We start from the raw sequence: 24,285 nt of genomic DNA, 5'->3' as shown, positions 1-24,285 counted from the left end.
CTGAGTCAGAGCACTCTGTACGCTTTGGTTGAGGGCTATGGATGAAATTGGCGATTGTGTAATTTCGGCAGGCGTAATCCCTGCTGTAAAAATACAGAAGAGCCAGTGAACGGTGAGTGGGGTCGAGAATGGCATCGAAGTTCAAGCGGAAGTCTCATCTTTTAGCTCTTGAGCCGAGAATGATGTTTGACGGGGCAGGTGTCGTCACCGCCGTTGGCGTCGAAGCCGCGCAACAAGCGCAGCTGACAGATCAGTTTTCAATTGCGGAGACATTGGTCAGCCCGCTCTCCTTGGGTGCGCGCGACAACCAATCTCGCGCTGATACTCTATCATTTTTGCCGTCAGCGGCGCAGAGCGCATCTACAGAAAGCCCCCAACGTGTTGCAGGCGATGCGCAAATTGGTGCCATTGCCGAGGTCGAGAATGTTGAGGCCATCGCGACCCGATATTTCGATGTCGACCGGGTAGATGTGCTAGGCTTTGACAATGCCGACGACTCTTTCGACGACCTGGCGACCGCCTCATCCGCCGACACCCCGAACGAATTCATCTTTATCGACACAAGCGTCGAAAATTATCAGGAACTTGTAGACACTTGGGCAGGTCGCGGCACCATCGTTCTGATAGATGCAGGCAGTGACGGCGTCGATCAGATATTGGCAGCGCTTGCAGGCCAATCTGATATAGGCGCGATCCATATCGTCAGCCATGGTGAAGATGGCCTGTTCTGGCTGGGTAATACGCGTGTCGACTCCGCTGCATTGACCGGCGATCTTGCTGCTGCATTTGCCTCGATTGGATCGAAGCTCTCTGCTGACGGCGACATTCTGCTTTATGGTTGTGACGTAGGCGCTGATGACGCTGGACAAGCGTTGCTCGACAATCTCGCTGCAATCACTGGCGCTGATATCGCTGCTTCAATTGACGACACCGGCAGCATTCTGCGCGGCGGCGATTGGACACTCGAAAACCGCGTTGGGGTGGTAGAGGCCGCCTCGCTCGTCGCGGAAAACTGGGAGGGGCTGCTTGCGCCGACGAATATCTCGGCGCCGCCTGACTCGCTCACCGTGCGTGATGCCGGCGGAAATATTGTTGCCTCTGGCGGAACGGGCTTCTTTGGTAATCCGCCTCGCTCAATTGGTGTGGGCGCCGGAGCAACGGCAACATGGGACAATGTCGGCACACTCAATGGCCAGTCAGTTTCTATCCGAGCCACTATTGTATCGATTACTGATACTGACGTAATTCAATTTGACCGGCCAAGACCGGGCAGTGACGACCCAAGCATATTGCTTGATGCGAACGGGCCGACCAGCATGCTCGCCTCAGCGACGCTTCGCTGGGATATCTTCTTCACGGCGACGGGCGCGCCGGCCCAGATCGACATTTCCTACACGGTGGCCGACATTGATGGTGTTGGCAGCCAACCGCGCAGCCGCGAGTTTGTGACAGTCGACACAGACACGCTCTCTTCGTTTGAGTCTGGAAACGGGTCCAATATTCTGTTCGACACGTCTGTTCCAGGCGAAGTTACAGCGTCCGGCAGCACGAACGAGAACTTTGGCGTGCCGTCGGCGGCGCGGTTCAACTGGCTCGATACCAGCAGTTTTGAAATCACCTATAATCTCGTGCCTACTGCGGTACGGTCGAGCGGGTTTTAGCCATGATGGCGATTTCGATTTCAATTTGGGTACGGGCGGTACGACGGTTTCGATCCCGCGGCTTGACCTGGACCGCAATGACAGCACGGCCAATGGCTCTGCCTATATGGGCACATATGTCGAAAATGGTGCGGCTGTTGGCATAGTTGATCGCGATGTGCGCATCACCAATCCCGCTGGCCAGGTACAGAGCGCGACAATCACGCTGACCAATGCACAGACGGGTGACTCCTTACTGGTCAATGGATCAACTGCAGCTTCGGGGACGCTAGGCGGCGGGATCAGTTACACACGCACCGCGGACGAAATTACACTGACAGGTGCGGCGAATGCGAACCAATATCGCAACGCCCTTCGCGCAATCACATTCGAGACCGGCGGAGAATTCCCAAGCGAAGCCGACCGGTCCATCGATATCAGTTTCGCCAACGCATCGCTGACATCAAACGTTGCGACATCGACAATCAAAGTGGTCGAGGTCAATGACCCGCCGATCGCGGCGAATGATCCGCAACAGACCACCAATGAAGACACGCCGATCAACAACATCGATGTGTTGGGTAACGACACCGATGTCGATGATGCAACGCTGACTGTCATCAGCGCGAATGCAAGCAACGGCACGGTAACGATCAATCCCGATGGCACACTGAACTATACGCCAAACGCAGAGTTTAGCGGCACAGACACCATCACTTATACGATCAGCGATGGGCGCGGCGGTACTGATACCGCAACTGTTCCGATTGTGGTCAACGCGGTTAACGATCAGCCGACTGCTGTGGGCTCACTCCCTTCACAAACCAACATCGACAATCAGCAGGGGATTTTCGTCAATGTCTCCGGCGGCTTTGATGATGCCGAAGACAGCAATTTGACTTACGCGGCCACTGGTCTGCCAGCAGGCCTGTCGATTGACCCCAATACCGGTTTCATCACAGGCAATATCGATAACTCCGCCAGCCAGGGCGGCACAGGCGGCGTGTATGCTGTCACCATTACTGCGACGGATTCTGGCGGCTTATCCACCACACAAGATTTCAGCTGGACAGTCACCAATCCCGCGCCGCAAGCCAACAATGATGGCGGTTCGACGCTCGAAGATACGCCGGTTACTTTTGACGTACTGGCCAATGACCAAGATCCTGATGGTGACGATATTAGCGTCGTTTCGGCCAGCGCGCCTAACGGCACCGTGGCGATCAATGCCGATGGGACGATCACCTACACGCCGAACGCCAATTATAGCGGTCCCGAAACCATCACTTATACGATCAGTGACGGCGAAGGCGGGACAAGTTCGGCGACCGTAAGCCTGTTCGTCACCGCGCAGAATGATGATCCGGTCGCAGTCGGTAACCTTCCGCCACAGAGCAATCAGGATGCTGATGGCGGGATTAGCGTCGACACGTCGGGCGGCTTCAATGACGTCGATGGTCCCAGCGCGATATATAGCGCGACCGGCCTGCCACCGGGCCTTACGATCGATAGTGCAACTGGCCTGATCACCGGCACGATAGACAATTCCGCCAGCCAGGGCGGCATGGGCGGCGTCTATATGGTCACCGTGACGGTAGATGATGGCGCGGGCGGCACCGCGACACAGGATTTTAGCTGGACCGTAACCAACCCTGCCCCAATCGCAGCAAACGACACGGCATCTACCACCGAAGACACGCCGGTGGATATTCCCGTTCTGGCCAATGACAATGATCCCGATGGGGACAATCTGACCGTCACTTCTGCAAGCGCGCCGAATGGCACAGTTGTGATAAATGCCGACGGCACAGTCACTTACACGCCGAACGCGGATTTCAACGGCACCGACACCATCACTTACACCATCAGCGATGGCGAAGGCGGCACGTCCACCGCGACCGTCACTGTAACGGTTGCGACCGAGAATGATGCACCCACGCCGGTTGGCACCCTGCCTCCGCAAACCAATTTGGATGCTGATAGCGGGATTAGCGTCGACACGGCGAGCGGCTTTAACGACGTCGACGACGCGACGCTAACCTATAGTGCCACTGGTCTGCCTCCCGGTTTGACGATCAATAGTGCAACCGGTGAAATCACCGGAACCATTGACAATTCCGCCAGCACAGGCGGCGCTGGCGGTGTTTATTCCGTTGAAGTCACTGCGACTGACGCGGGCGGCCTCTCGACCACACAAACCTTCAGCTGGACTGTTGCCAACCCCGTACCAATTGCGGTTGATGACACCGCAAGCACTAATGAAGACACGCCTGTACTCATTGATGTGCTTCCCAATGACAGCGACCCAGATGGCGATGCGATCAATGTGATTGCGGCGGTGGCTTCGGTTGGTCAGGCAACATTGGTGGGGAACCAGATCAACTACACCCCTCCGGCCAATTTCAGCGGCACGGCCACCATCACCTATACGATCAGCGATGGCGAAGGCGGGACGTCACAGGCGGTAGTGACTGTCACAGTTAACCCGATCAATGACGCTCCGGAATCCACGCCGATCCCAGCCGAAGACGTTGAGGATGGCGAGACCGTTTCGGTGCCTGTCGCGGATGCATTTACTGATGTTGAAGGTGATGACCTGACCTTCAGTGCGACAGACTTGCCACCTGGCCTCACAATTGACCCCGATACAGGCGTCATTTCTGGCACGATCGACCCAGATGCGAGCCAGACCAATGGCGGCGTCTACACCGCAACCATAACCGTTGATGATGGTAATGGCGGCACGACGACAGAGACGATTACCTTCAATGTCTCAAACCCTGGCCCGCAGGCCACCAATGATGCCGCATCAACTGATGAGGATACACCGGTCACGATTCCTGTGCTGGCCAATGACAGCGACCCGGACGGTGACCCGCTGACAGTGACGTCTGCCGATGCGCAAAATGGCACCGTGGTTATCAACCCCGATGGGACAGTAACATACACACCGAATCCCGGCTTTAACGGCACCGATACAATCACTTACGAGATTTCTGACGGCAATGGCGGAACCTCCATTGCAACTGTCACGGTCACCGTTGCCGATGTGAATGACACGCCGGCAACAAGCGGATCCATAGGCGATCAAACCAATCTCGACGATCAGGTTATCAATTTGCCGGTCGCAGGCGCATTCAGCGATCCAGATGGCGACACGCTTAGCTACACCGCCACGGGCCTGCCGGCGGGGCTGACGATTGACCCGAACACGGGTGTGATTTCCGGCACCATCGATAACTCTGCCAGCCAGGTGAATGGCGGCGTCTATAGTATCACGGTGACAGCTGATGATGGTCAGGGCGGAACAGTCTCGCAAACCTTCGAATGGACCGTCGCGAACCCCGCCCCAATCGCCAGCAATGACAATGCGATGACGGACGAGGACACGCCGGTCAATATTCCGGTCCTCGCCAATGACGTCGATCCAGATGGCGATGACCTGACTGTTATCGAGGCTAGCGCGGGCAACGGCACCGTCACGATTAACCCGGACGGATCGCTGGTTTACACGCCAAACCCGGACTTCAACGGCACTGACACCGTCGTTTATACAATCAGCGATGGCGAAGGTGGCGAAAGCTCCGCAAGTGTCGATGTGGTCGTCACGCCGGTGAATGACGCGCCGACGACTGTTGGTCTGCCGAACCAGAATGGCGAAGACGGTGCGGATGTTTCCATACCGACCGCCAGTGCTTTCGCCGACGTTGATGGTGATGACCTGTCCTTTACCGCCACAGGTCTTCCGCCATCGCTGACGATTGATCCCGATACAGGCGTTATCTCTGGCACTCTGGCCTCAGATTCGTCGCAGAGCGGCCCATTCGTTGTCACCGTGACCGCGACCGATCCTTCTGGCGAAGAAGTCAGCACGACCTTTGTCTATTCGATCCAGAACGTTCCGCCGATCGCGCAGAATGATGCGGCGACCACACCGGAAGATACGCCCGTCACCGTTAACGTGCTGGCCAACGACAGCGACCCTGATGGCGACGCGCTGACGATCACCAGCGCCAGCAGTGACAACGGAACGGTCGTCGTGAACGCTGATGGCACCGTAACCTTTACTCCAGACGAAAACTTCAACGGCGATGCCACGGTCACCTACACGGTCAGCGATGGTAAGGGCGGAATTGCGACCGCGACGCTGGTTGTCACTGTAACGGTCGAAAATGATGCGCCGACAGCGGTCGACATCCCTGATGTGACGAATGAAGACAGTCAGTCCGTGTCCGTCGCGACCGACAGCTTTTTCAGCGATGTCGATGGCGATACGCTAACCATCACCGCGACCGGCCTGCCGCCGGGTCTCAGTATTGATCCTGCGACCGGCATTATCTCAGGGACTCTGGATGTCGATGCAAGCCAGGGCAGCCCCTACACCGTTACGCTAACTGCGGATGACGGTAATGGCGGCACCATTTCTCAGGATTTCACCTGGACGGTGACCAACCCGGCCCCGACCGCCGTGAACGATGCGGCGACCACAGATGAAGAGACGGCGGTTAATATCGATGTGCTCGGCAATGATAACGACCCTGACGGCGATCCGATCACTGTTGTTTCAGCCAGCGCGCCAAATGGCACCGTGGTAATAGAGGCTGATGGTACACTCACCTACACGCCAGACCCGGATTTCAACGGCACTGACACAATCACTTATGAGATTAGTGACGGCAATGGTGGCACCTCCACCGCAGCAGTGGTCGTTACTGTAAATCCAGTGAACGACCCGCCGGTTGCGAATGATGATGCGGTAACAACCGACGAAGACACGCCAGTCATTATCGGTGTGCTCGGCAATGACACCGATGTGGATGGCGACCCGCTGACCGTGACAAGCGCGACATCGCCTGATGGCACTGTGGTCATCAACGCCGATGGCACGATCACCTTCACGCCAAACCCGGATTTCAACGGCAATACGACTATCACCTATGAGATCAGTGATGGAAATGGTGGCACAGCGACGGCGACTGTCGATGTCACAGTCAATCCAATCAATGATCCGCCGGTTGCGAATCCGGATATGGGCACGACGCCAGAGGATACGCCGGTCACGGTCAACCTTACTGGAAACGATACCGATGCAGACGGTGATTCACTGACCATTACGGCGGCGAATGCTGACAACGGCACCGTTGTGATCAATGGCGACGGTACCGTCACTTACACGCCTGATCCTGACTTCAATGGCACCGACACGATCACGTATACGATCAGCGACGGCAATGGTGGATTCTCTACCTCCACCGCCACGATCACGGTCACACCAGAAAATGACGCACCAGTTGCTGCGCCGATCGCGCCGCAGACCAATGACGACAACGCGCCCGTCACGCTCGATGTGTCGGGCAACTTTACCGACGTGGATGGCGATGATCTGACCTTCAGCGCAACGGGCCTGCCACCGGGTCTGACGATTGATGCGGATGGCAACATCACTGGCACGATAGACAATTCCGCATCGCAAGGCGGCCCGCTGGGCGATGGCGTCTACACTGTCGAAGTCACCGCAGACGATGGCAATGGCGGCACGGTCACGACATCCTTCACATGGACAGTCGACAACCCCGCTCCGATTGCCGCTGATGACACTGAAACAACCGATGAAGACACCCCGGTTAATATCGATGTCTTGGGCAATGACAGCGACCCTGATGGCGATGACCTGACGGTGACCAGCGCGGTCGCGAGCAATGGGACTGTAGTGATCGAGCCTGATGGCACCGTCACATACACGCCGAATGCGGATTTCAACGGCACTGACACGATCACTTACACGATCAGCGATGGTGAAGGCGGGACATCAACCGCCACGGTCACCGTCACCGTCGACCCGGTGAATGACGGCCCCGTTGCCACACCCATTGCGGCACAGAACAACGCTGATGCAGATACGGCAACCCTCGATGTGTCTGGCAATTTCAGCGACGTCGATGGCGATGATCTGACCTTCACTGCTTCCGGCCTTCCCACTGGCCTCAGTATCGATCCTGACACCGGCGTAATCACTGGCACGATTGACAACTCGGCCAGCCAGGGTGGCCCGGCGGGCGATGGCATCTATTCCGTAACGGTTACTGCTGACGACGGTAATGGCGGTACGGTGGATACCACGTTCACATGGACAGTCACGAACCCCGCCCCAACGGCGACAAACGACACCGCGACGACCGACGAGGATACCCCGGTCAACATCCCAGTTCTCGCCAATGATAATGATCCCGACGGCGATGACCTAACAGTCACAGCAGCGACCGCGGCGAATGGCACGGTGGTGATCGAGGCCGATGGTACGGTCACATACACGCCCAATGCTGATTTCAACGGTACAGACACGATCACGTATACGATCAGCGATGGCGAAGGCGGCACATCCACCGCTGCCGTCACGGTTACGGTCAACCCGGTGAATGACGATCCGGTTGTCGACACCACCACAGTGGCTAATCTGGCCAATGTTGATGGTACGACGGTTTCCGTGCCCGTTGGTGGTAGTTTCAGCGATGTTGATGGCGACACGCTGACCTTCAGCGCCACCGGACTACCTCCAGGCCTTACAATTGATGCCGCTGGCAATATCACAGGCACAATTGACAATTCTGCCTCTCAGGGCGGCCCAGCCGGGGATGGCATATACACCGTCACAGTTACCGCCGATGACGGCAATGGCGGCACGGTGAGCACCAGCTTTGCCTGGACGATCACTAACCCTGCACCGGTCGCAACCAACGATACAGAGACCACCAACGAAGACACGCCAGTCAATATTGACGTGCTGGCGAATGACAATGATCCGGATGGCGATGCCCTCACAGTCGTGTCAGCCAGCGCGGATAATGGCACAGTCAGCATCGAGGCTGATGGAACCATCACCTATACGCCAAACGATGATTTCAACGGCACCGACACGATCACCTATACCATCAGCGATGGCGAAGGCGGGACAGACACCGCCACGGTAACTGTCACCGTAAATCCGGTAAATGATGACCCGGTTGCCGACCCTCAATTGACCAATCAGACGGATGAAGATGGCGATGTCATTTCGCTCGATGTATCGGGCAACTTTGACGATGTTGATGGTGATACACTGACGTTTACGGCCACCGGCCTGCCAGCCGGCCTTTCCATCGATGCCAATGGCAACATCACCGGCACGATTGATAATTCTGCCAGTCAGGGCGGCCCGGCCAGCAACGGCATTTACACTGTCACCGTCACCGCCGATGATGGCAATGGCGGGACAACCAGCTCAACCTTCGTATGGATGATCGGGAACCCGCCTCCTGTCGCCGCCAATGACACGGCCACGACTGACGAGGATAACCCGGTCACGATTCCGGTCCTTGCCAATGATAATGATCCGGATGGCGACGATCTGACCGTGACAGCGGCGAGCGCGAATAACGGCACGGTGACGATCAACGCCGATGGCACGCTGACATATACACCGGATGGAAACTTCAACGGCACCGACACCATCGTTTATACTATCGACGATGGCGAAGGCGGCACGTCAACCGCTACAGTCACCGTCACTGTCAATCCGCTGAACGATGCGCCGGAAACGGTCGGCCTGCCCGATCTTGTTGACGGCAATAACGAAGCGATCAGCGTTCCACTCGCGCCAGCATTCAGTGACCCTGAAGGCGACACGCTAACCTTCAACGTCACAGGCCTGCCCGATGGGCTGACATTTGACCCCGCGACTGGGCTTGTTTCCGGAACGACATCGGCGACTGCTTCGACCGGCGGGCCGCTTAGCGATGGAGTTTACACGGTTACCGTCACCGCTGACGATGGCAATGGCGGCGTAACTTCAACGACGTTCACATGGACGATCAACAACGAACCGCCAACGGTACCGTGAACGACACATTCACTGGCACGGAAGACACGCCAATCGTGCTGGATGTCCTCGCCAACGATATTGATCCCGATGGCGATCCGATGACGCCCATCGTCGTGATCGCCGCGACCGCAACGAACGGCGTTGCTGTGGTTAATCCTGATGGAACGATCACGTTTACGCCAGACGATGACTTTAACGGCGTTGCGACAGTCACTTACACGATCGAAGACGCAAACGGCGATCCAGCAACCGCTGTTGCGACAATTACGATCGCCCCGGAAAATGACGCGCCACAGGCAACTCCACTGCCTGATCGTGCGGATGAAGATGGCGACGCGATCACTATCGATGCCGCAGCGCTGTTCACGGATATTGAGGGTGACACGTTGACGTACAGCGTCAGCAATCTGCCCGCCGGGCTCAGCATTGATCTCGATGACAGGTCAGATCACCGGCACAATTAATTCTGACGCGAGCCAGGTGAATGGCGGCGTCTATTCAGCGGTCATCACTGCTGATGATGGCAATGGCGGGGTGACGGACATTATGTTTGTCTGGACGGTCACTAACCCTGGTCCGACAGCGAATGACGACACGGCCTCAACCACCGAAGATACGCCGATCACGGCAGTTGATGTGCTGTCCAATGACAACGACCCAGACAATGACACGCTGACCGTTGTCTCTGCCAGCGCGCCGAATGGCACGGTCGTCATCAATGGCGATGGCACGCTGACATATACACCGGATGCAAACTTCAACGGGACTGACACCATCACCTATCAGATTGATGATGGCCAGGGCGGAACATCCACCGCCATCGTCACAGTCACGGTGGGCGCAGAGAACGATGAGCCAACTGCGCCGCCTTTGCCGGCGCGCAGCAATGCCGATGCTGATATCATCAATCTGGACGTATCCGGCGGCTTTGCCGATGCCGATGGCGACCCGCTCACATTCAGCGCGACGGGCCTGCCAACCGGGCTTTCTATTGACGCCAATGGCAATATCACCGGTACGATTGATCCAAGCGCGTCAATCGGTGGCCCGAACGGCGATGGCATTTACGAAGTCACGATCACGTACCGATGATGGCAATAGCGGCACAGTCGACCAGACATTCAATTGGACGGTGACTAACCCTGCGCCGACTGCGGTAAATGATATGCTCACCGCTGGTGAGGAACTGCCAATGAACATCATTGATGTTCTTGCTAATGATTCCGATCCAGATGGCGACACGCTAACAATTATCTCGGCGACCGCGCTGAACGGGTCAGTCATGGTCATCCCAGCTGGAACTTTCGGCCCGACCGACCTGCTCGATTACTCGCCAAACGTAGACTTTAACGGCACTGACATCATCACTTACGTGATCAGTGATGGAAATGGCGGAACCTCCACCGCCATTGTGACAGTAACTGTCACACCATTTAACGATACACCCACCGCCGACCCACTGCCAGCGCGCGACAATGCTGACAGTGACAACATCAGTGTCGATGTATCCGGGAATTTTGATGATGTTGATGGCGATACGCTGACGTTCACTGCGACCGGCCTACCGCCTGGTCTCACAATCAACCCAAACACGGGTGTGATTAGCGGAACAATTGATCCAGCAGCATCTATTGGTGGCCCAAATAGTGATGGTGTTTACGAGGTAACTATCACCGCTAACGACGGCACAATGTCAATGGACCCGTTTGATGCACCGCCCACCGTCTCCACAACCTTCACCTGGACGGTTACCAACCCTGCGCCGATTGCGGTCAATGACACGGCCAGCACTAACGAAGACACCACGGTCAATATCGATGTGCTCGACAATGACAGTGACCCAGATGGCGATCCGCTGACGGTTATCACCGCGAGCGCGCCAAACGGTACCGTCACGATCCTGCCCGATGGCACGATCGATTACACGCCCGACCCGGATTTCAATGGCGTCGACACGATCAGCTACACGATCAGCGATGGCAATGGTGGCACCGCCTCGGCGACCGTCACAGTCACGGTTGACCCAGAGAACGATCCACCTGTTGCCGTGAACGACAGTGCGGTGACACCGGAAGATACGCCGGTCACTATCCCGCTGCTAGGTAATGACAGCGATGTTGATGGCGATCCACTGACTGTCACTGATGCAACCGCGCCCAACGGCACCGTCGTGATCAATCCCGACGGCACGGTCACATATACGCCAGACGAGAACTTCAACGGCACCGATACCATCACCTATACCATCAGCGATGGCATGGGTGGCACGGACACGGCGACAATCACAGTTACCGTAACGCCAGTGAATGACGCGCCGGTTGCGGTAAATGATACCGCCGCAACACCGGAAGACACGCCAGTCACTATTCCCGTGCTGACCAATGACAGCGATGTTGATGGCGATCCACTGACGGTTACAGCGGCGACCTCACCGGATGGCACGGTAACCATTAACCCCAATGGCACGATCACGTTCACGCCGAACCCGGATTTCAACGGTCCAACCACAATCACGTACACCATCGATGATGGAAATGGCGGCACCGCGACCGCCACGGTCACAGTCGATGTTGCTCCAGTGAATGATCCGCCCGTTGCCGTCGATGACACGGTGACAACGCCTGAGGATACGCCTGCAACGATCCCGCTGCTCGACAATGACAGTGATGCCGATGGTGATCCACTGACGGTCACAGCGGCGACGGCGCCCAACGGCACCGTCGTCATCAATCCCGACGGCACAGTCACTTACACGCCGGACGAGAATTTCAACGGCACAGATGTCATCACCTACACCATCAGTGACGGCAATGGCGGTTTCGATACGGCCACAATCACGGTCACAGTCGATCCGGTAAACGATGTGCCGGTTGCCGAAGATGATACAGTCAATGCGGTTGAGGATCAGCCGGTCACGATCCCAGTGCTCGGCAATGATAGCGACGCCGACGGTGATCCGCTGACCGTGACAGAGGCGACATCGCCTGATGGTACGGTCACGATCAACCCAGACGGCACGATTACTTTTACACCGGATCCCGACTTCAACGGGCCGACCACCATCACCTATACCATTGATGATGGCATGGGTGGCACCGCGACGGCGACCGTCACGGTCAATGTCGCCCCGATCAACGATCCGCCAGTTGGCACTGACGATGTCGCGACGACGGATGAAGACACACCGGTTACCATTCCTGCGCTCGCGAATGACACGGACGTGGATGGCGATCCGCTGACGATTGTATCGGCCAATGCGCCAAATGGTACGGTCACCATCAACGCTGATGGAACGCTAACCTACACGCCGAATCCGAATTTCAACGGCACAGATACGATCACGTATCAGGTGAGCGATGGCATGGGCGGGTTCGACACGGTGACCATCACAGTCACCGTGAACCCAGTCAACGATCCACCGGTTGCGGCGAACGACATATCTAGCGTCGATGAAGACAGTCAGGTGACGATCCCAGTCTTGGTCAACGACACCGATGCAGATGGCGACCCTCTGACTGTCACAGATGCTTCGGCCCCCAATGGCACGGTTACGATCAATCCAGACGGCACTGTGACATATGTGCCGAACCCCGATTTCTTCGGCACGGATACGATCACGTATACAATCAGTGACGGAAATGGTGGTACATCAACCGCGACAGTAACCGTCACAGTCAATCCGCTGACCGAGCCCCCAATCGATGATGATGAGGCCTTCACAGTCATCAGCGGCGGTGAGCGTGTTCTCGATGTTCTGGCAAACGCGAGTGATCCGGATGGTGATCCACTTAGCATCTTCTTCGCTGAAACGGACATTGGCGAGGTTGTCATCAACCCGGACGGGACCTTGTCCTTCACTGCTCCGCCAGAATTTGATGGCGTTGCCACGATCAATTACATCGTCTCCGATGGAAATGGTGGCTTTGTGGCGTCAACGGCGACGGTAACGGTCGTTCAGGCAACCGCCGATATTTCATTCCTAATTGGTAATGATCCAGAACCCGGTTTCCCAGACCCCAATCGCGTGGACCGCGTGCTTGATCAAACTGACAAGTTCATCAGTGCTCCGCTGGTGATCCTCGACGCAGTCAATGATTTCCGTGATCTGCGCGGCACAGGCACGCTCAATGTCGACAAGCCGATACTTACGGCGGTGAACGATATCGCGCCGCTGCGCGGTATCGGCGAGTTTGATGTAAACGGCCATCCGATCAATGATCTGACACGCTACCTTGATGACATTCGCGACTTGCGCTTTGGTCTCGATAACCTGTTCGATCCACGCTTTGGCGATTTCATCCCCGAAAGCCTCACCGGCTTCTCGGTACGTCAGCTGAGCACTGGCAATGACCTCTTTATGATTGAGAGCATTGTTCGCGACCGGGTGGTCTATGTCGAGATGCGCGATATCGGACCGGAGAGTGCGCCGCGCGTCGTGGAATTCCAACTCGTGACACGTGATGGTTCTCCATTACCCGACTGGATCCGCATGGATGCGCGCGGCCTCGCAATTATCGAAAGGCCAGTGGACGCAGAGGCAATCCGACTGATAGTTCGTGCGGTGCTGGAAAATGGCGAGACGGTCGAAACCGCCGTTGTAATCCAAGGTGCAACCGGCGAAATTCAACTGGATGATGGCGGAGGCGAACAGGCGGCTCGGGCAGATACGCTCAATACGATGATGGCCAAAGCAAACGCGGAAAAAGACAATGAGGCGAGCGATCTGCTCAAAGCCTTCAGCTAACATATTCGAATAATCACACTCAGGGACGAAAGTCAGAAAAAGGCACGGTGGTAACGTTATGAAAAAAGGTATCGCACTTGCTAGCGTATCGGCAGTATTCCTCAGTGCCTGCGCCACGGTTCCCGAACCGTTTACGGCAGCAGAGCTCAATGAAACGGCGGAGCGTAACTTCGCTCAGGTCGATGTTGATCAAGAACCGGTTTCTGGCTCGATTGACCTTTATGAGGCGATGGCCCGCGCGCTGAAATACAACCTTGATTACAAGGTTGAGCTGATGGAAATCGCGCTGCGTGATCGCGAGCTAAACCTGCAACGCTATGACATGCTGCCACAATTGGTCGCGAGCGCGGGCTATGCCGGACGCAACAACTTCTCCGGTGCTAGCTCACTATCGCTGATCACTCGTCGTCAGTCGCTGGAGCCTTCGACATCGCAGGAACGCGATCTCTTTACGGCGGATCTGGCACTCAGCTGGGATGTGCTCGATTTCGGCCTTTCCTATGTGCGAGCAAAGCAAGGCGCTGATGAAGTTTTGATAGCTCAGGAGCGTCGTCGCAAGGTCGCCAACCGGATCGTGGAAGATGTCCGGTCGGCCTACTGGCGCGCAGTCAGCGCAGAACGCCTTCTCACCAAGCTGCAGGAGCTTGAGGGATCAGTGACAACCACGCTTGAGAATTCAGAGCGTTTGGCAGAGCGGCGCCTGTCAGCCCCGCTGACGGCTCTCACCTACCAGCGCGAATTGCTCGAAATTCAGGCGCAGATTCGCAAGCTTCAGCGTGAGCTGGTTGTTGCGAAGGCTCAACTTGCGGCACTGATGAACCTGCGCCCAGGCACGCAATTCTCTCTCGCATTGCCGGATCGTTCAACACAGCTTCCTGATGTTAAATATGACGGTGAAGACATGATGATGACGGCTCTGCTCAACCGGGCAGAATTGCGCGAAGTCAGCTATCGTCAGCGCATCAACTCGCGCGAACTGGATGCCGCACTTCTGTCTGCCCTGCCAAGCTTCCGCGGTGTGCTGGGCGTCAATGTCGATTCCAATGACTTCCTGTTTAACAATGACTGGATCAGCTACGGTGCACGGGCCAGCTGGAATGTGCTGAACCTGTTCCGCCTACCCGCACATAGAAAGGCCGTTGAAGCGCAAGACGCTTTGCTGGAGCAGCGTGAACTGGCCCTCACAATGGCGGTAATTACTCAGGTTCATGTCGCGCGGGCACGCTTTGGCCACTTGACCAAAGAACTCGACACCGCATCACGACAGATGAACGTCCAGGACAAGATCCTCGGCCAAATCCGCTCCGGTCACTCTGCTGGCGCGATGAGCCGTCAGACGCTACTGCGTGAAGAAATGAACACGCTGGTCAGCGAGGTGAAGTACGACATCGCCTATGCCGAGGCACAAAACGCCTACGCCAATCTGTTCGCATCGATGGGTATTGACGAGTTCAGCCCCAATGTGACTGGCCAGGAAGATGTTGCCACTCTGCGCGCCTCCCTTGCGCAATTGTGGCAAGATCGCGAGAATGCGGTCCGACTATCTGGGCAATAAGATCATGACAGAAGATGTGCAGCCGGAAGAATTTGAACCGGCTGCGGACAATTCAAAGACCAAATACCTGATCGGCGGGGGTATTACCGCTGCCGTGCTCGCTGGCGCATATATCTATGCAAATAGCGGTGAGACCGTGTGGTCGGACACTGAAACGCAAACAGCTGAAAACGGTGATGCTGCGACAGATGTCGCCGTGGTCGAGGAAGAGCCCGTTGTCGAACCGGAGCTGTCCGCGCGCGGCGTGATCAAGGCCAAGGAAGAATCGACCATTGCCTCGCGCATGACCGCAAAGATCACGGCGATGCCATTTGGTCAGGGTCAGAGTTTTCGCCGCGGTGCTCTGCTCGCGCGGTTTGATTGCTCATCAATTCGCGCACAATTGGCCGCTGCAAGGGCTTCTGCCAACGCTTATCAGACCACTTACGAAACCAACGTCGAGCTTGATGCGTTCGAAGCGGTGGGCAAAAACGAAGTGGCGGTTTCTCGTGCGAATCTTGGAAAGGCACAGGCAGAAGCCAACGCGATTTCGGCACAGCTGAAAGACTGTGCGGTTTACGCGCCATTTTCTGGCAGCGTAGTCGAGGAAATCGCCAGTCGCGGAGAGATAGCTGCGAGCGGCCAACCGCTGATGAAAATCCAGAGCGGTGGTGATCTTGAGGCGGAGCTCATTGTACCCAGCAATTGGCTCACCTGGCTGCGGCCCGGCGCCAACTTTACCTTTGCGATTGATGAGACTGCTGCGGAGATCACTGGCGCTGTCACGCAATTGGGTGCCGCTGTCGACCCCGTCAGCAAGACGATCCGCATCACCGCCGATATTGATCGCGGCGACGGGCTGGTTCTGCCGGGAATGAGCGGGACCGCGACTTTCGAGAAGCCGCGCGAAGCCGAAGCTGAGGCTGAGACAGAAAGCCCCGCAGCAGACGAAACCGGACCAGAGAGCGATGGCAGCCCCGCAAGCTGAACCTCGCAAAGCCAAGCCAAAACTGGCTGAGGCTCCCAAGGCACCGCCGCCCGATGCGCGCAAACTGGCCGGGCTGTTGCAGTTTGAGGCGGATATCCGCCGACAGTCAACGGTGAACGAACTGCAATATCTGATCGCGAACGATGCGCGCAATATCGTGCCATACGGACAGATGTTCATCCTACGCCAAAAGATGATGGGCGAGGGATTCCAGGTCACCTGCGCATCTTCGCTAGCAACGATTGATCGCAATGCCCCTCTGATTCACGGGCTTGAAAAGCTGCTGGCAAAGCTGGATGCAGACCATGGCTTGGCCAAAGCACGGAGCTTTGACGTTGTGCAGTTGGGTGAGGATGAGGCGCTGGCCGACTACCCATTCGCGCAAATGCATTGGCAGCCGTTGCTGAGCGAGGACGGCGCGGCCTTTGGTGGCCTGCTGGTTGCCCGAGAAGAGGCATTTCGCGAGGGCGAAACCAAACGCCTTGAACGCATAGCTGATACAAGCGCACATGCCTGGCGTGCGCTAAGCGGCAACAAGCCGGTCCGCCGACTACCTGCGCTCGATAGCTCAAAAAGGAAGTGGATCGCCGCAGCGATAGCAATCATCCTGCTGTTTCCTGTGCGTCTGACCGCACTTGCCCCGGCAGAGATTGTCGCCGAGCGGCCATTTGTCGTCGCCGCGCCATTCTCTGGCAGGATCGCATCCATTGAGGTCACACCGAACGAACCGGTCAAGGCGGGCGAGGTTCTGCTGCGATTTGATGATGTACGACTGGCCAATGAGCTGGAACTTGCAGAAGAGAAGCTCTCCGTTGCGCGTTCGCGGCTCGAAAGGTCAACTAGCTCCGCCTTCGGTGAGCGTGACGAAACCAACGACATCGCGATCATGCGCGCCGAATTGGAGGTCGCGCAGGCGGAATATGACTATGCTAAAGATCTGGTCGGTCAGTCCGCGATTACCGCACCGCGCGATGGCATGGCGCTGTTCAGTGACCGGCGTGATTGGGAAGGTCGCGCAGTGAATGTCGGGGATCCGATCATGCAAGTGGTTGATCCGAACAACACGATGATTCGTATTGACTTGCCCTCTGCAGAACAAATGACGCTGGAAAAGGGCGCAAAGGTCAAAATGTGGCTGGATCTCGCAGCCGCTCTGGGCAATTGATGGCAGGTTGGAAACGGCGAGCTATCAGGCGCGCCAGACACCGGAGGGTACGTTGGCATTTGCCCTCACAGCAAAGTTAGACGGCGACAATCCGCGCATCGGCTCTCGCGGCACTGCGCAAGTCTATGGCCAATGGGTACCGCTATTTTACTCGGTGCTGCGCCGACCAATCGCTGCGCTGCGCCAATTTATCGGCATATAGGCCCGCACGTATGGCGGATGCTGCGATACCGATCCAACTGCCGGACATTCCCGCACCGCCGCCCCTGCCCGCATTGCGCCAAGAATTACGGATCGAACCCGGCGCTCCTCTCGTCAATGGAGCACCAAGCTGGACCCTGTTCGACCCGGTTCGTCATGCTTTCTTTCAATTGGGCAAAGTCGAGTTTACCATCCTGTCGCGCTGGGCATCGGGCAAGCTTGATGGGATTGTCGAACAACTGGCGACGCTTGGCCTTCAAGACGAGGACGCCGACGACGCCTTTAATGATGTTATCGAATTCGCAGCAACCAATGGCCTGACCGTCGCGCCGGTGGGACAGGACGCGGTAACCGCTTACACATCGCAGAAACAGGCCAGTAAGAAAGCCGCCTGGAAGTGGCTGCTCGATAATTATCTGTTTATCCGTTTGCCGCTGGTGAAGCCTGCGCGGTTTCTGGAAAGAACGATCGACCGCGTCCGCCCGCTCTGGTCAGTCTACAGCCTGATCTTCTTCGCCTGTCTCGCGCTCACCAGCCTCTTTCTGGTGTCGCGTCAATGGGACGCGTTTGTCGCCTCGTTCCTCTATTTCTTCAGCTGGCAGGGCTTGATCGCATACGGAATAGGGCTGATCTTTGTGAAGATCCTGCACGAGCTTGGTCATGCCTATACCGCGACCCGCTATGGATGTCGCGTGCCCACAATGGGGGTGAGCTTTCTGGTAATGATGCCGGTCCTTTACACCGACACAACATCCGCCTGGCGCTTGCGTTCGCGCAAACAACGCCTCGCTATCGACTGCGCGGGCGTGGCGACGGAGCTAATGGTGGCGAGTATTGCCACGATGCTCTGGGTCGTCCTGCCAGATGGCTTGCTGCGCAGCGTCGCCTTCATTCTGGCGACGACCAGCTGGATTATGAGCCTCGCAGTTAATCTCAATCCGTTCATGCGTTTTGATGGCTATTACATCCTCTCTGACCTGCTGAATGTACCGAACCTTCAACCGCGCGCCTTCGCCCTGGGCCGCTGGAAGCTGCGTGAGCTGCTGTTTTCAGTTGGCGATGCCGCGCCAGAAAATGTGCCGCGGCGCCTGCATATCGGCATGATCCTCTATGCCTATGCGACGTGGATTTACCGTCTATTCCTGTTCACCGGGATCGCAATCCTCGTGTACAGTGTCTTCTTCGCGCCGCTTGGCCTGATCTTGGCCATCGTTGAAATGGGTGTGTTTGTGTTCCGCCCGATCTTTTCAGAACTCAAGGTCTGGACTGAGATGCGCGACCGCATTTTCAAAACACGACGCGGCAAGGCGTGGTTGTGGATCGGCCTGGGTGCCGTAATCTTGGCAGTGCTGCCGCTTGATCGGCATGTATCCGGACATGCTGTGCTCGCGCCGATTGGTGCGTCTCCCCTCGTCGCGGGCGAATCCGCTCGTGTTGAGCGGATTCTGGTGCAAGATGGTGCGCAAGTCGCCGCCGGCACGCCGATTATCGAGTTAAGTGCGCCAGAACTCACGGCAGAGGCGGCGGCCACCAAAGTGCGCGTTGCACAGCTGGAATTGCAATTCGGTCGCGCTGTGGCCGATGACCGGGATCTGTCCAACCGCGCGGTTATCGAACGCGAGCTGGCGCGTGAAAAGAGCAAGCTCGCCGGGCTGGAAAGACGGTCTGATAAATTGGTCTTGCGAGCACCTATCGCGGGCATCGTGAGCGATCTAGGCCCCAATGTACATGTCGGCAGGTGGCTCGATGGTGCAGAGGTGATCGCTTATGTGTTGAGCCCAAGTGACTATGATCTGCAGGCATATATCCGCGAAGACGACATCTGGCGCGTCCGGACAGGCGCAATCGGCACCTTTGTCGCTAGCAATGGAACGGGATCAGCCAGAGATGCAAAACTGATTGAAGTCTCCACCAGCGCGATTGAGCGGCTCGACCAACCAATCCTGGCCTCAGATAATGGCGGACCGATAGCGGTTAACAAAGACGGCAACGAGCTGAAACCGCGCGAAGCTCTCTATCGCGTGCGTCTTGTGGCCGAACGCGGCAGACTTGGCGATAAAGAGCAACAGATCCAACCAGTACCGGGGACGGTACAAATCCGCACAGAAGGTCGAAGTTTCGCGGGCTGGGCCTTTGGCGAGATAGCGCGCATGGTGCGTCGGATACTTTAAGCCACTCCTGAGAGCGCCACGTTTAGCTTCGCTTTCCCTTAGCTGGTTTGCCCTTATTTTTGTTTGCCGCTTTGTTCTTGAAAGCGGGCTTCGTTTTGCCGCGTGGAGGCTTACCCCCGGCGCGCTTGCCACCATCAGGCCCTTCTGCGTCTTTTTTGACGCGCTTGGGTCCCGGGCGCGCCTTGTCAGCATTCCCTTTACCGCCCGACTTCTGGCGGAATGTCTTGGCGCGAACTGCGGGTGCTCCTGAGCCGCTGCGCTTGCGATTGTGGCGTGCCTCGACCCGGGGACCTTCGGCAGATTCCTCAATTGCAATCGCGTCTTGCTCGTCTTCGCTGTTTGCCGTGCGTTGCAACGTGTCGGCAAACTTGGGTGCAATGGCGCGGGGAACCTGGAACCAGGTTTCGTTAGGGCCAACCCGGATGGCACCGATTTCGTTGCGTGTTATGTGCCCGCGGCGGCAGATGAGTGGTAAGATCCAGCGCGGTTCAGCGTTCTGGCGGCGGCCAATGTCCATTTTGAACCATACAACATCTTCAAAGCCTGGACGGTGGCGTTCGGCCTTGTCCTTTGCACGCGCCTCGGGCGTGTTGGCGAGAAGTTCTTCCGGCTGCGGCATCTTGGCACGGTGTGCCTTCACCAGTGCAGCGGCAATGTCCTCGGCTGGTATTCGTTCAAGCAGCTGGGCAGCAATCGCACGATCGTCGTCTTCATACTCAGCGGGAGATGTAAGCTTTTCCATCAAGCGCGCATGATCCTTCTTACGGATCGCTTCAGGCGTTGGCGCTCCTAGCCATTCGGCCTTGATCTTCGCGCCTCGCAGCATGCTCTCCACGCGCTTGCGCCGATTATACGGCACGATGATAGCGGCGGTGCCCTTTTTCCCAGCGCGCCCAGTTCGACCAGAGCGATGTTGCAGTGTTTCGGCATCACGCGGGGTATCAACATGGATCACGAGGCTGAGCGTTGGCAGATCGAGTCCACGCGCTGCGACATCAGTTGCTACACAGACACGAGCGCGCCGGTCACGCATAGCTTGCAGGGCCTGATTGCGCTCTGATTGCGAGTGTTCGCCCGAAAGAGCGACCACACCAAAACCGCGGTTCTGCAGTGTGGCATGGAGCCGACGGACGCTGTCACGTGTAGCGCAGAAGCAGATCGCGGATTCGGCCTCGTGAAAGCGAAGCAGATTGACCACTGCGTTTTCAACCTCCGACGGGGCCACCGTGATCGCCTGATAGCTAATATCACCATGCCCGCGATCCTGACCGGCGAGCGAAAGCCGCAGCGCGTTTGACTGATATCGTTCTGCTAAACGGACGATTGCGCGCGGCATTGTAGCCGAAAACAATAGCGTGCGGCGGGTGGTCGGGGTTGCATCGAGGATCTCTTCAAGATCGTCACGAAAGCCCATATCGAGCATCTCGTCGGCCTCGTCCAAAACCGCCGCAACCAAGCCCGAAAGATCAAGCGAGCCGCGCTCCAAATGGTCACGCAGACGGCCGGGAGTGCCAACTACAATGGCGGGGCCCGAGCGCAATGCCCGACGCTCTTTGCTGGCGTCCATCCCGCCTACACAGGTCGCGATACGCAAACCTGCTTTGCCATAGAGCCAACCAAGCTCGCGGCTAACTTGCAAAGCCAGTTCGCGCGTCGGTGCAACAACCAATGCAAGTGGCTTGTCGGCGAGCGGCGTGCCGCCAATTTCACCGAGAAGTTCGTCCGCCAAGGCAATACCGAATGCAACCGTCTTGCCCGATCCGGTCTGCGCCGAAACAATCAGGTCTCGCCCCGCAGCGTCCGGCGCGATTACTGCGGCCTGCACTGGGGTCGGCTCGGCATATCCGCGATCAGCCAAGGCCGCAGACAAAATCGTTGGAAGGGTTTCAAAAGACATGCGTGTTCACGATACTGGCTGTGCGGATGTTGTCGCAGAGGGATAGGAGGTATGAAGGGTGCAGACGCCGCACTCGGCTAGTGTAGCGTGATAAGGGCCAATGCCCACAAAGCAGGCGCACGCCCATACCAACTACCTTTCGCTTTGGCCCGTCTTATTTCTTGGGTCAGAATGGGTACTGCATTGAGCGCTACCCACATCACCCATAAAACGACAAAAGCCTCACCGTTTCCAGTGAGGCCATATTGCGCAAATATGTGAAACATTTGCTGGTTGCGGGAGTTGGATTTGAACCAACGACCTTCAGGTTATGAGCCTGACGAGCTACCGGACTGCTCCATCCCGCGTCACCTAGCATGGGCGTACTCTGCGGATCCCAGAGACGCCAAAAGGGCTAACCGTGAGGCCAGCCCTTTGACTTATGAATGGGTTTTACCGTTCCGCGCTGGCTGCAATGCCTGGCGACGACCTACTCTTCCAACGCTTAAGCGTTAGTACCATCGGCGCTATCTGGTTTCACGGTACCGAGTTCGAGATGGGATCGGGTGGGTCACAGACGCTATGGCCACCAAGCAATGGAGCCAGCGCAAAACAGGTTAAATCGATGCTTGTTGAGCTACTTCTGAGCGTATCCGGCTGAAGAGTTCCTCCACATCGAGGACAACGGACCCAATCGAAATCAGGCAGAGCTGTCGTTGATGGTATGAATTCTACAAGCGCGAAAAGAACTATTAGGACCGGTTAGCTCCACGCATTACTGCGCTTCCACACCCGGCCTATCAACGTCATGGTCTATGACGGTTCGAAGATTGCTTATCTTAAGGGAGGCTTCCCGCTTAGATGCTTTCAGCGGTTATCCCGTCCATACATAGCTACCCAGCGGCACTCCTGGCGGAATGACTGGTACACCAGAGGTATGTTCACCCCGGTCCTCTCGTACTAGGGGCAACTCCTTTCAACAATCGACGCCCACGGCAGATAGGGACCAAACTGTCTCGCGACGTTCTGAACCCAGCTCACGTACCACTTTAATTGGCGAACAGCCAAACCCTTGGGACCTGCTCCAGCCCCAGGATGTGATGAGCCGACATCGAGGTGCCAAACGATTCCGTCGATATGAGCTCTTGGGAATCATCAGCCTGTTATCCCCGGCGTACCTTTTATCCGTTGAGCGATGGCCCTTCCACGAGGGACCACCGGATCACTATGACCGACTTTCGTCTCTGCTCGACCTGTCGGTCTCGCAGTCAGGCAGGCTTATGCCATTGCACTCTCGCAGCCGGTTTCCAACCGGCCTGAGCCTACCATCGCGCGCCTCCGTTACTCTTTAGGAGGCGACCGCCCCAGTCAAACTACCCGCCATAGAGGGTCCCTGATCCGGATAACGGATCTAGGTTAGACATCAGAAAACAACAGGGTGGTATTTCACAGGTTGGCTCCACTCGGACTGGCGCCCAAGTTTCAAAGCCTCCCACCTATTCTACACAGTTCTTTCCTAATGCCACTCTAAAGCTGCAGTAAAGGTGCACGGGGTCTTTCCGTCTAACCGCGGGTACTCCGCATCTTCACGGAGAATTCAATTTCGCTGAGCATATCCTGGAGACAGTGGGGAAGTCGTTACGCCATTCGTGCAGGTCGGAACTTACCCGACAAGGAATTTCGCTACCTTAGGACCGTTATAGTTACGGCCGCCGTTTACTTGGGCTTCAATTCGGAGCTTGCACTCCTCCTCTTAACCTTCAAGCACCGGGCAGGCGTCAGACCCTATACGTCGTCTTGAAGCCGACTTAGCAGAGTCCTGTGTTTTTGCTAAACAGTCGCTACCCCCTGGCCTGTGCCCCCTGAAAAGAGTTGCCTCGATTCAGGGCCTCCTTCTTCCGAAGGTACGGAGGCAATTTGCCGAGTTCCTTCAGGATACTTCTCTCAAGCGCCTTGGTATACTCTACCTGACCACCTGTGTCGGTTTCGGGTACGGTTTATACGGAGAGGCTATTTCCTGGAACAACATGGCAGCATGCCCAATCCAATAAGGACACACTACTTCCGCCATCCGTCACACATCTCCAAGCCCACGAATATTTACGTGG

The 24,285-nt window shown here is 56.8% G+C and carries 11 protein-coding genes, 1 tRNA gene and 2 rRNA genes (1 of these 14 only partly in view); 10 read left to right on the top strand and 4 right to left on the bottom strand.

Annotation, left to right across the window (positions count from 1 at the left end; genetic code table 11):
• The first annotated feature begins 179 nt into the window (after nucleotides 1-179).
• The 10 genes from ACZ1GM_RS03905 to ACZ1GM_RS03860 are packed head-to-tail and all read left to right on the top strand — an operon-like array spanning nucleotide 180 to nucleotide 20,301.
• A complete protein-coding gene (locus tag ACZ1GM_RS03905) occupies nucleotides 180-1,661 on the top strand; it encodes a DUF4347 domain-containing protein (RefSeq protein WP_472677844.1) in 1,482 nt (493 codons plus the stop codon).
• Complete coding sequence (locus tag ACZ1GM_RS03900) at nucleotides 1,609-9,516, top strand: Ig-like domain-containing protein (RefSeq protein ID WP_472677843.1); 7,908 nt, start codon at nucleotides 1,609-1,611, stop codon at nucleotides 9,514-9,516. The genes ACZ1GM_RS03905 and ACZ1GM_RS03900 overlap by 53 nt, the downstream gene beginning before the upstream one ends.
• Nucleotides 9,480-9,962: a cadherin-like domain-containing protein gene (locus ACZ1GM_RS03895; RefSeq protein WP_472677842.1), complete on the top strand. Its 483-nt coding sequence runs from the start codon at nucleotides 9,480-9,482 to the stop codon at nucleotides 9,960-9,962. The genes ACZ1GM_RS03900 and ACZ1GM_RS03895 overlap by 37 nt, the downstream gene beginning before the upstream one ends.
• Entirely contained in the window at nucleotides 9,934-10,590 is a 657-nt protein-coding gene (locus tag ACZ1GM_RS03890; RefSeq protein ID WP_472677841.1) for an Ig-like domain-containing protein, read from the top strand. Before ACZ1GM_RS03895 ends, ACZ1GM_RS03890 begins: the two co-directional genes overlap by 29 nt.
• Nucleotides 10,556-14,242, top strand: a complete 3,687-nt coding sequence (locus tag ACZ1GM_RS03885; protein ID WP_472677840.1) for an Ig-like domain-containing protein — start codon at nucleotides 10,556-10,558, stop codon at nucleotides 14,240-14,242. Before ACZ1GM_RS03890 ends, ACZ1GM_RS03885 begins: the two co-directional genes overlap by 35 nt.
• Nucleotides 14,243-14,300: 58 nt before the next feature.
• The gene (locus ACZ1GM_RS03880) at nucleotides 14,301-15,797 is read left to right on the top strand and encodes a TolC family protein (protein ID WP_472677839.1); all 1,497 of its coding nucleotides are present in this window, start codon (nucleotides 14,301-14,303) and stop codon (nucleotides 15,795-15,797) included.
• On the top strand, nucleotides 15,772-16,764 hold the full coding sequence (locus ACZ1GM_RS03875) for an efflux RND transporter periplasmic adaptor subunit (RefSeq protein WP_472677838.1): 993 nt from the start codon (nucleotides 15,772-15,774) through the stop codon (nucleotides 16,762-16,764). The genes ACZ1GM_RS03880 and ACZ1GM_RS03875 overlap by 26 nt, the downstream gene beginning before the upstream one ends.
• Nucleotides 16,745-17,929, top strand: a complete 1,185-nt coding sequence (locus tag ACZ1GM_RS03870) for an efflux RND transporter periplasmic adaptor subunit (protein WP_472677837.1) — start codon at nucleotides 16,745-16,747, stop codon at nucleotides 17,927-17,929. Before ACZ1GM_RS03875 ends, ACZ1GM_RS03870 begins: the two co-directional genes overlap by 20 nt.
• A 7-nt stretch (nucleotides 17,930-17,936) precedes the next feature.
• Complete coding sequence (locus tag ACZ1GM_RS03865; RefSeq protein WP_472677836.1) at nucleotides 17,937-18,131, top strand: hypothetical protein; 195 nt, start codon at nucleotides 17,937-17,939, stop codon at nucleotides 18,129-18,131.
• A 10-nt stretch (nucleotides 18,132-18,141) separates the two neighbouring features.
• Nucleotides 18,142-20,301, top strand: a complete 2,160-nt coding sequence (locus ACZ1GM_RS03860) for a site-2 protease family protein (RefSeq protein ID WP_472677835.1) — start codon at nucleotides 18,142-18,144, stop codon at nucleotides 20,299-20,301.
• Between the two features lie 22 nt (nucleotides 20,302-20,323).
• On the opposite strand, the gene ACZ1GM_RS03855 is transcribed toward ACZ1GM_RS03860, so the two are convergent.
• The 4 genes from ACZ1GM_RS03855 to ACZ1GM_RS03840 form a co-directional block, all read right to left on the bottom strand.
• Complete coding sequence (locus ACZ1GM_RS03855) at nucleotides 20,324-22,198, bottom strand: DEAD/DEAH box helicase (RefSeq protein WP_472677834.1); 1,875 nt, start codon at nucleotides 22,196-22,198, stop codon at nucleotides 20,324-20,326.
• Between the two features lie 270 nt (nucleotides 22,199-22,468).
• Nucleotides 22,469-22,545, bottom strand: a tRNA-Met gene (locus tag ACZ1GM_RS03850).
• Between the two features lie 109 nt (nucleotides 22,546-22,654).
• A 5S ribosomal RNA gene (gene rrf, locus ACZ1GM_RS03845) occupies nucleotides 22,655-22,771 on the bottom strand.
• A gap of 138 nt (nucleotides 22,772-22,909) precedes the next feature.
• A 23S ribosomal RNA gene (locus tag ACZ1GM_RS03840) occupies nucleotides 22,910-24,285 on the bottom strand; it runs 1,415 nt beyond the window's last position.

This window comes from Qipengyuania sp. JB2-7 (assembly GCF_055693485.1).
This window is presented reverse-complemented; position numbering and strand designations above follow the sequence as displayed.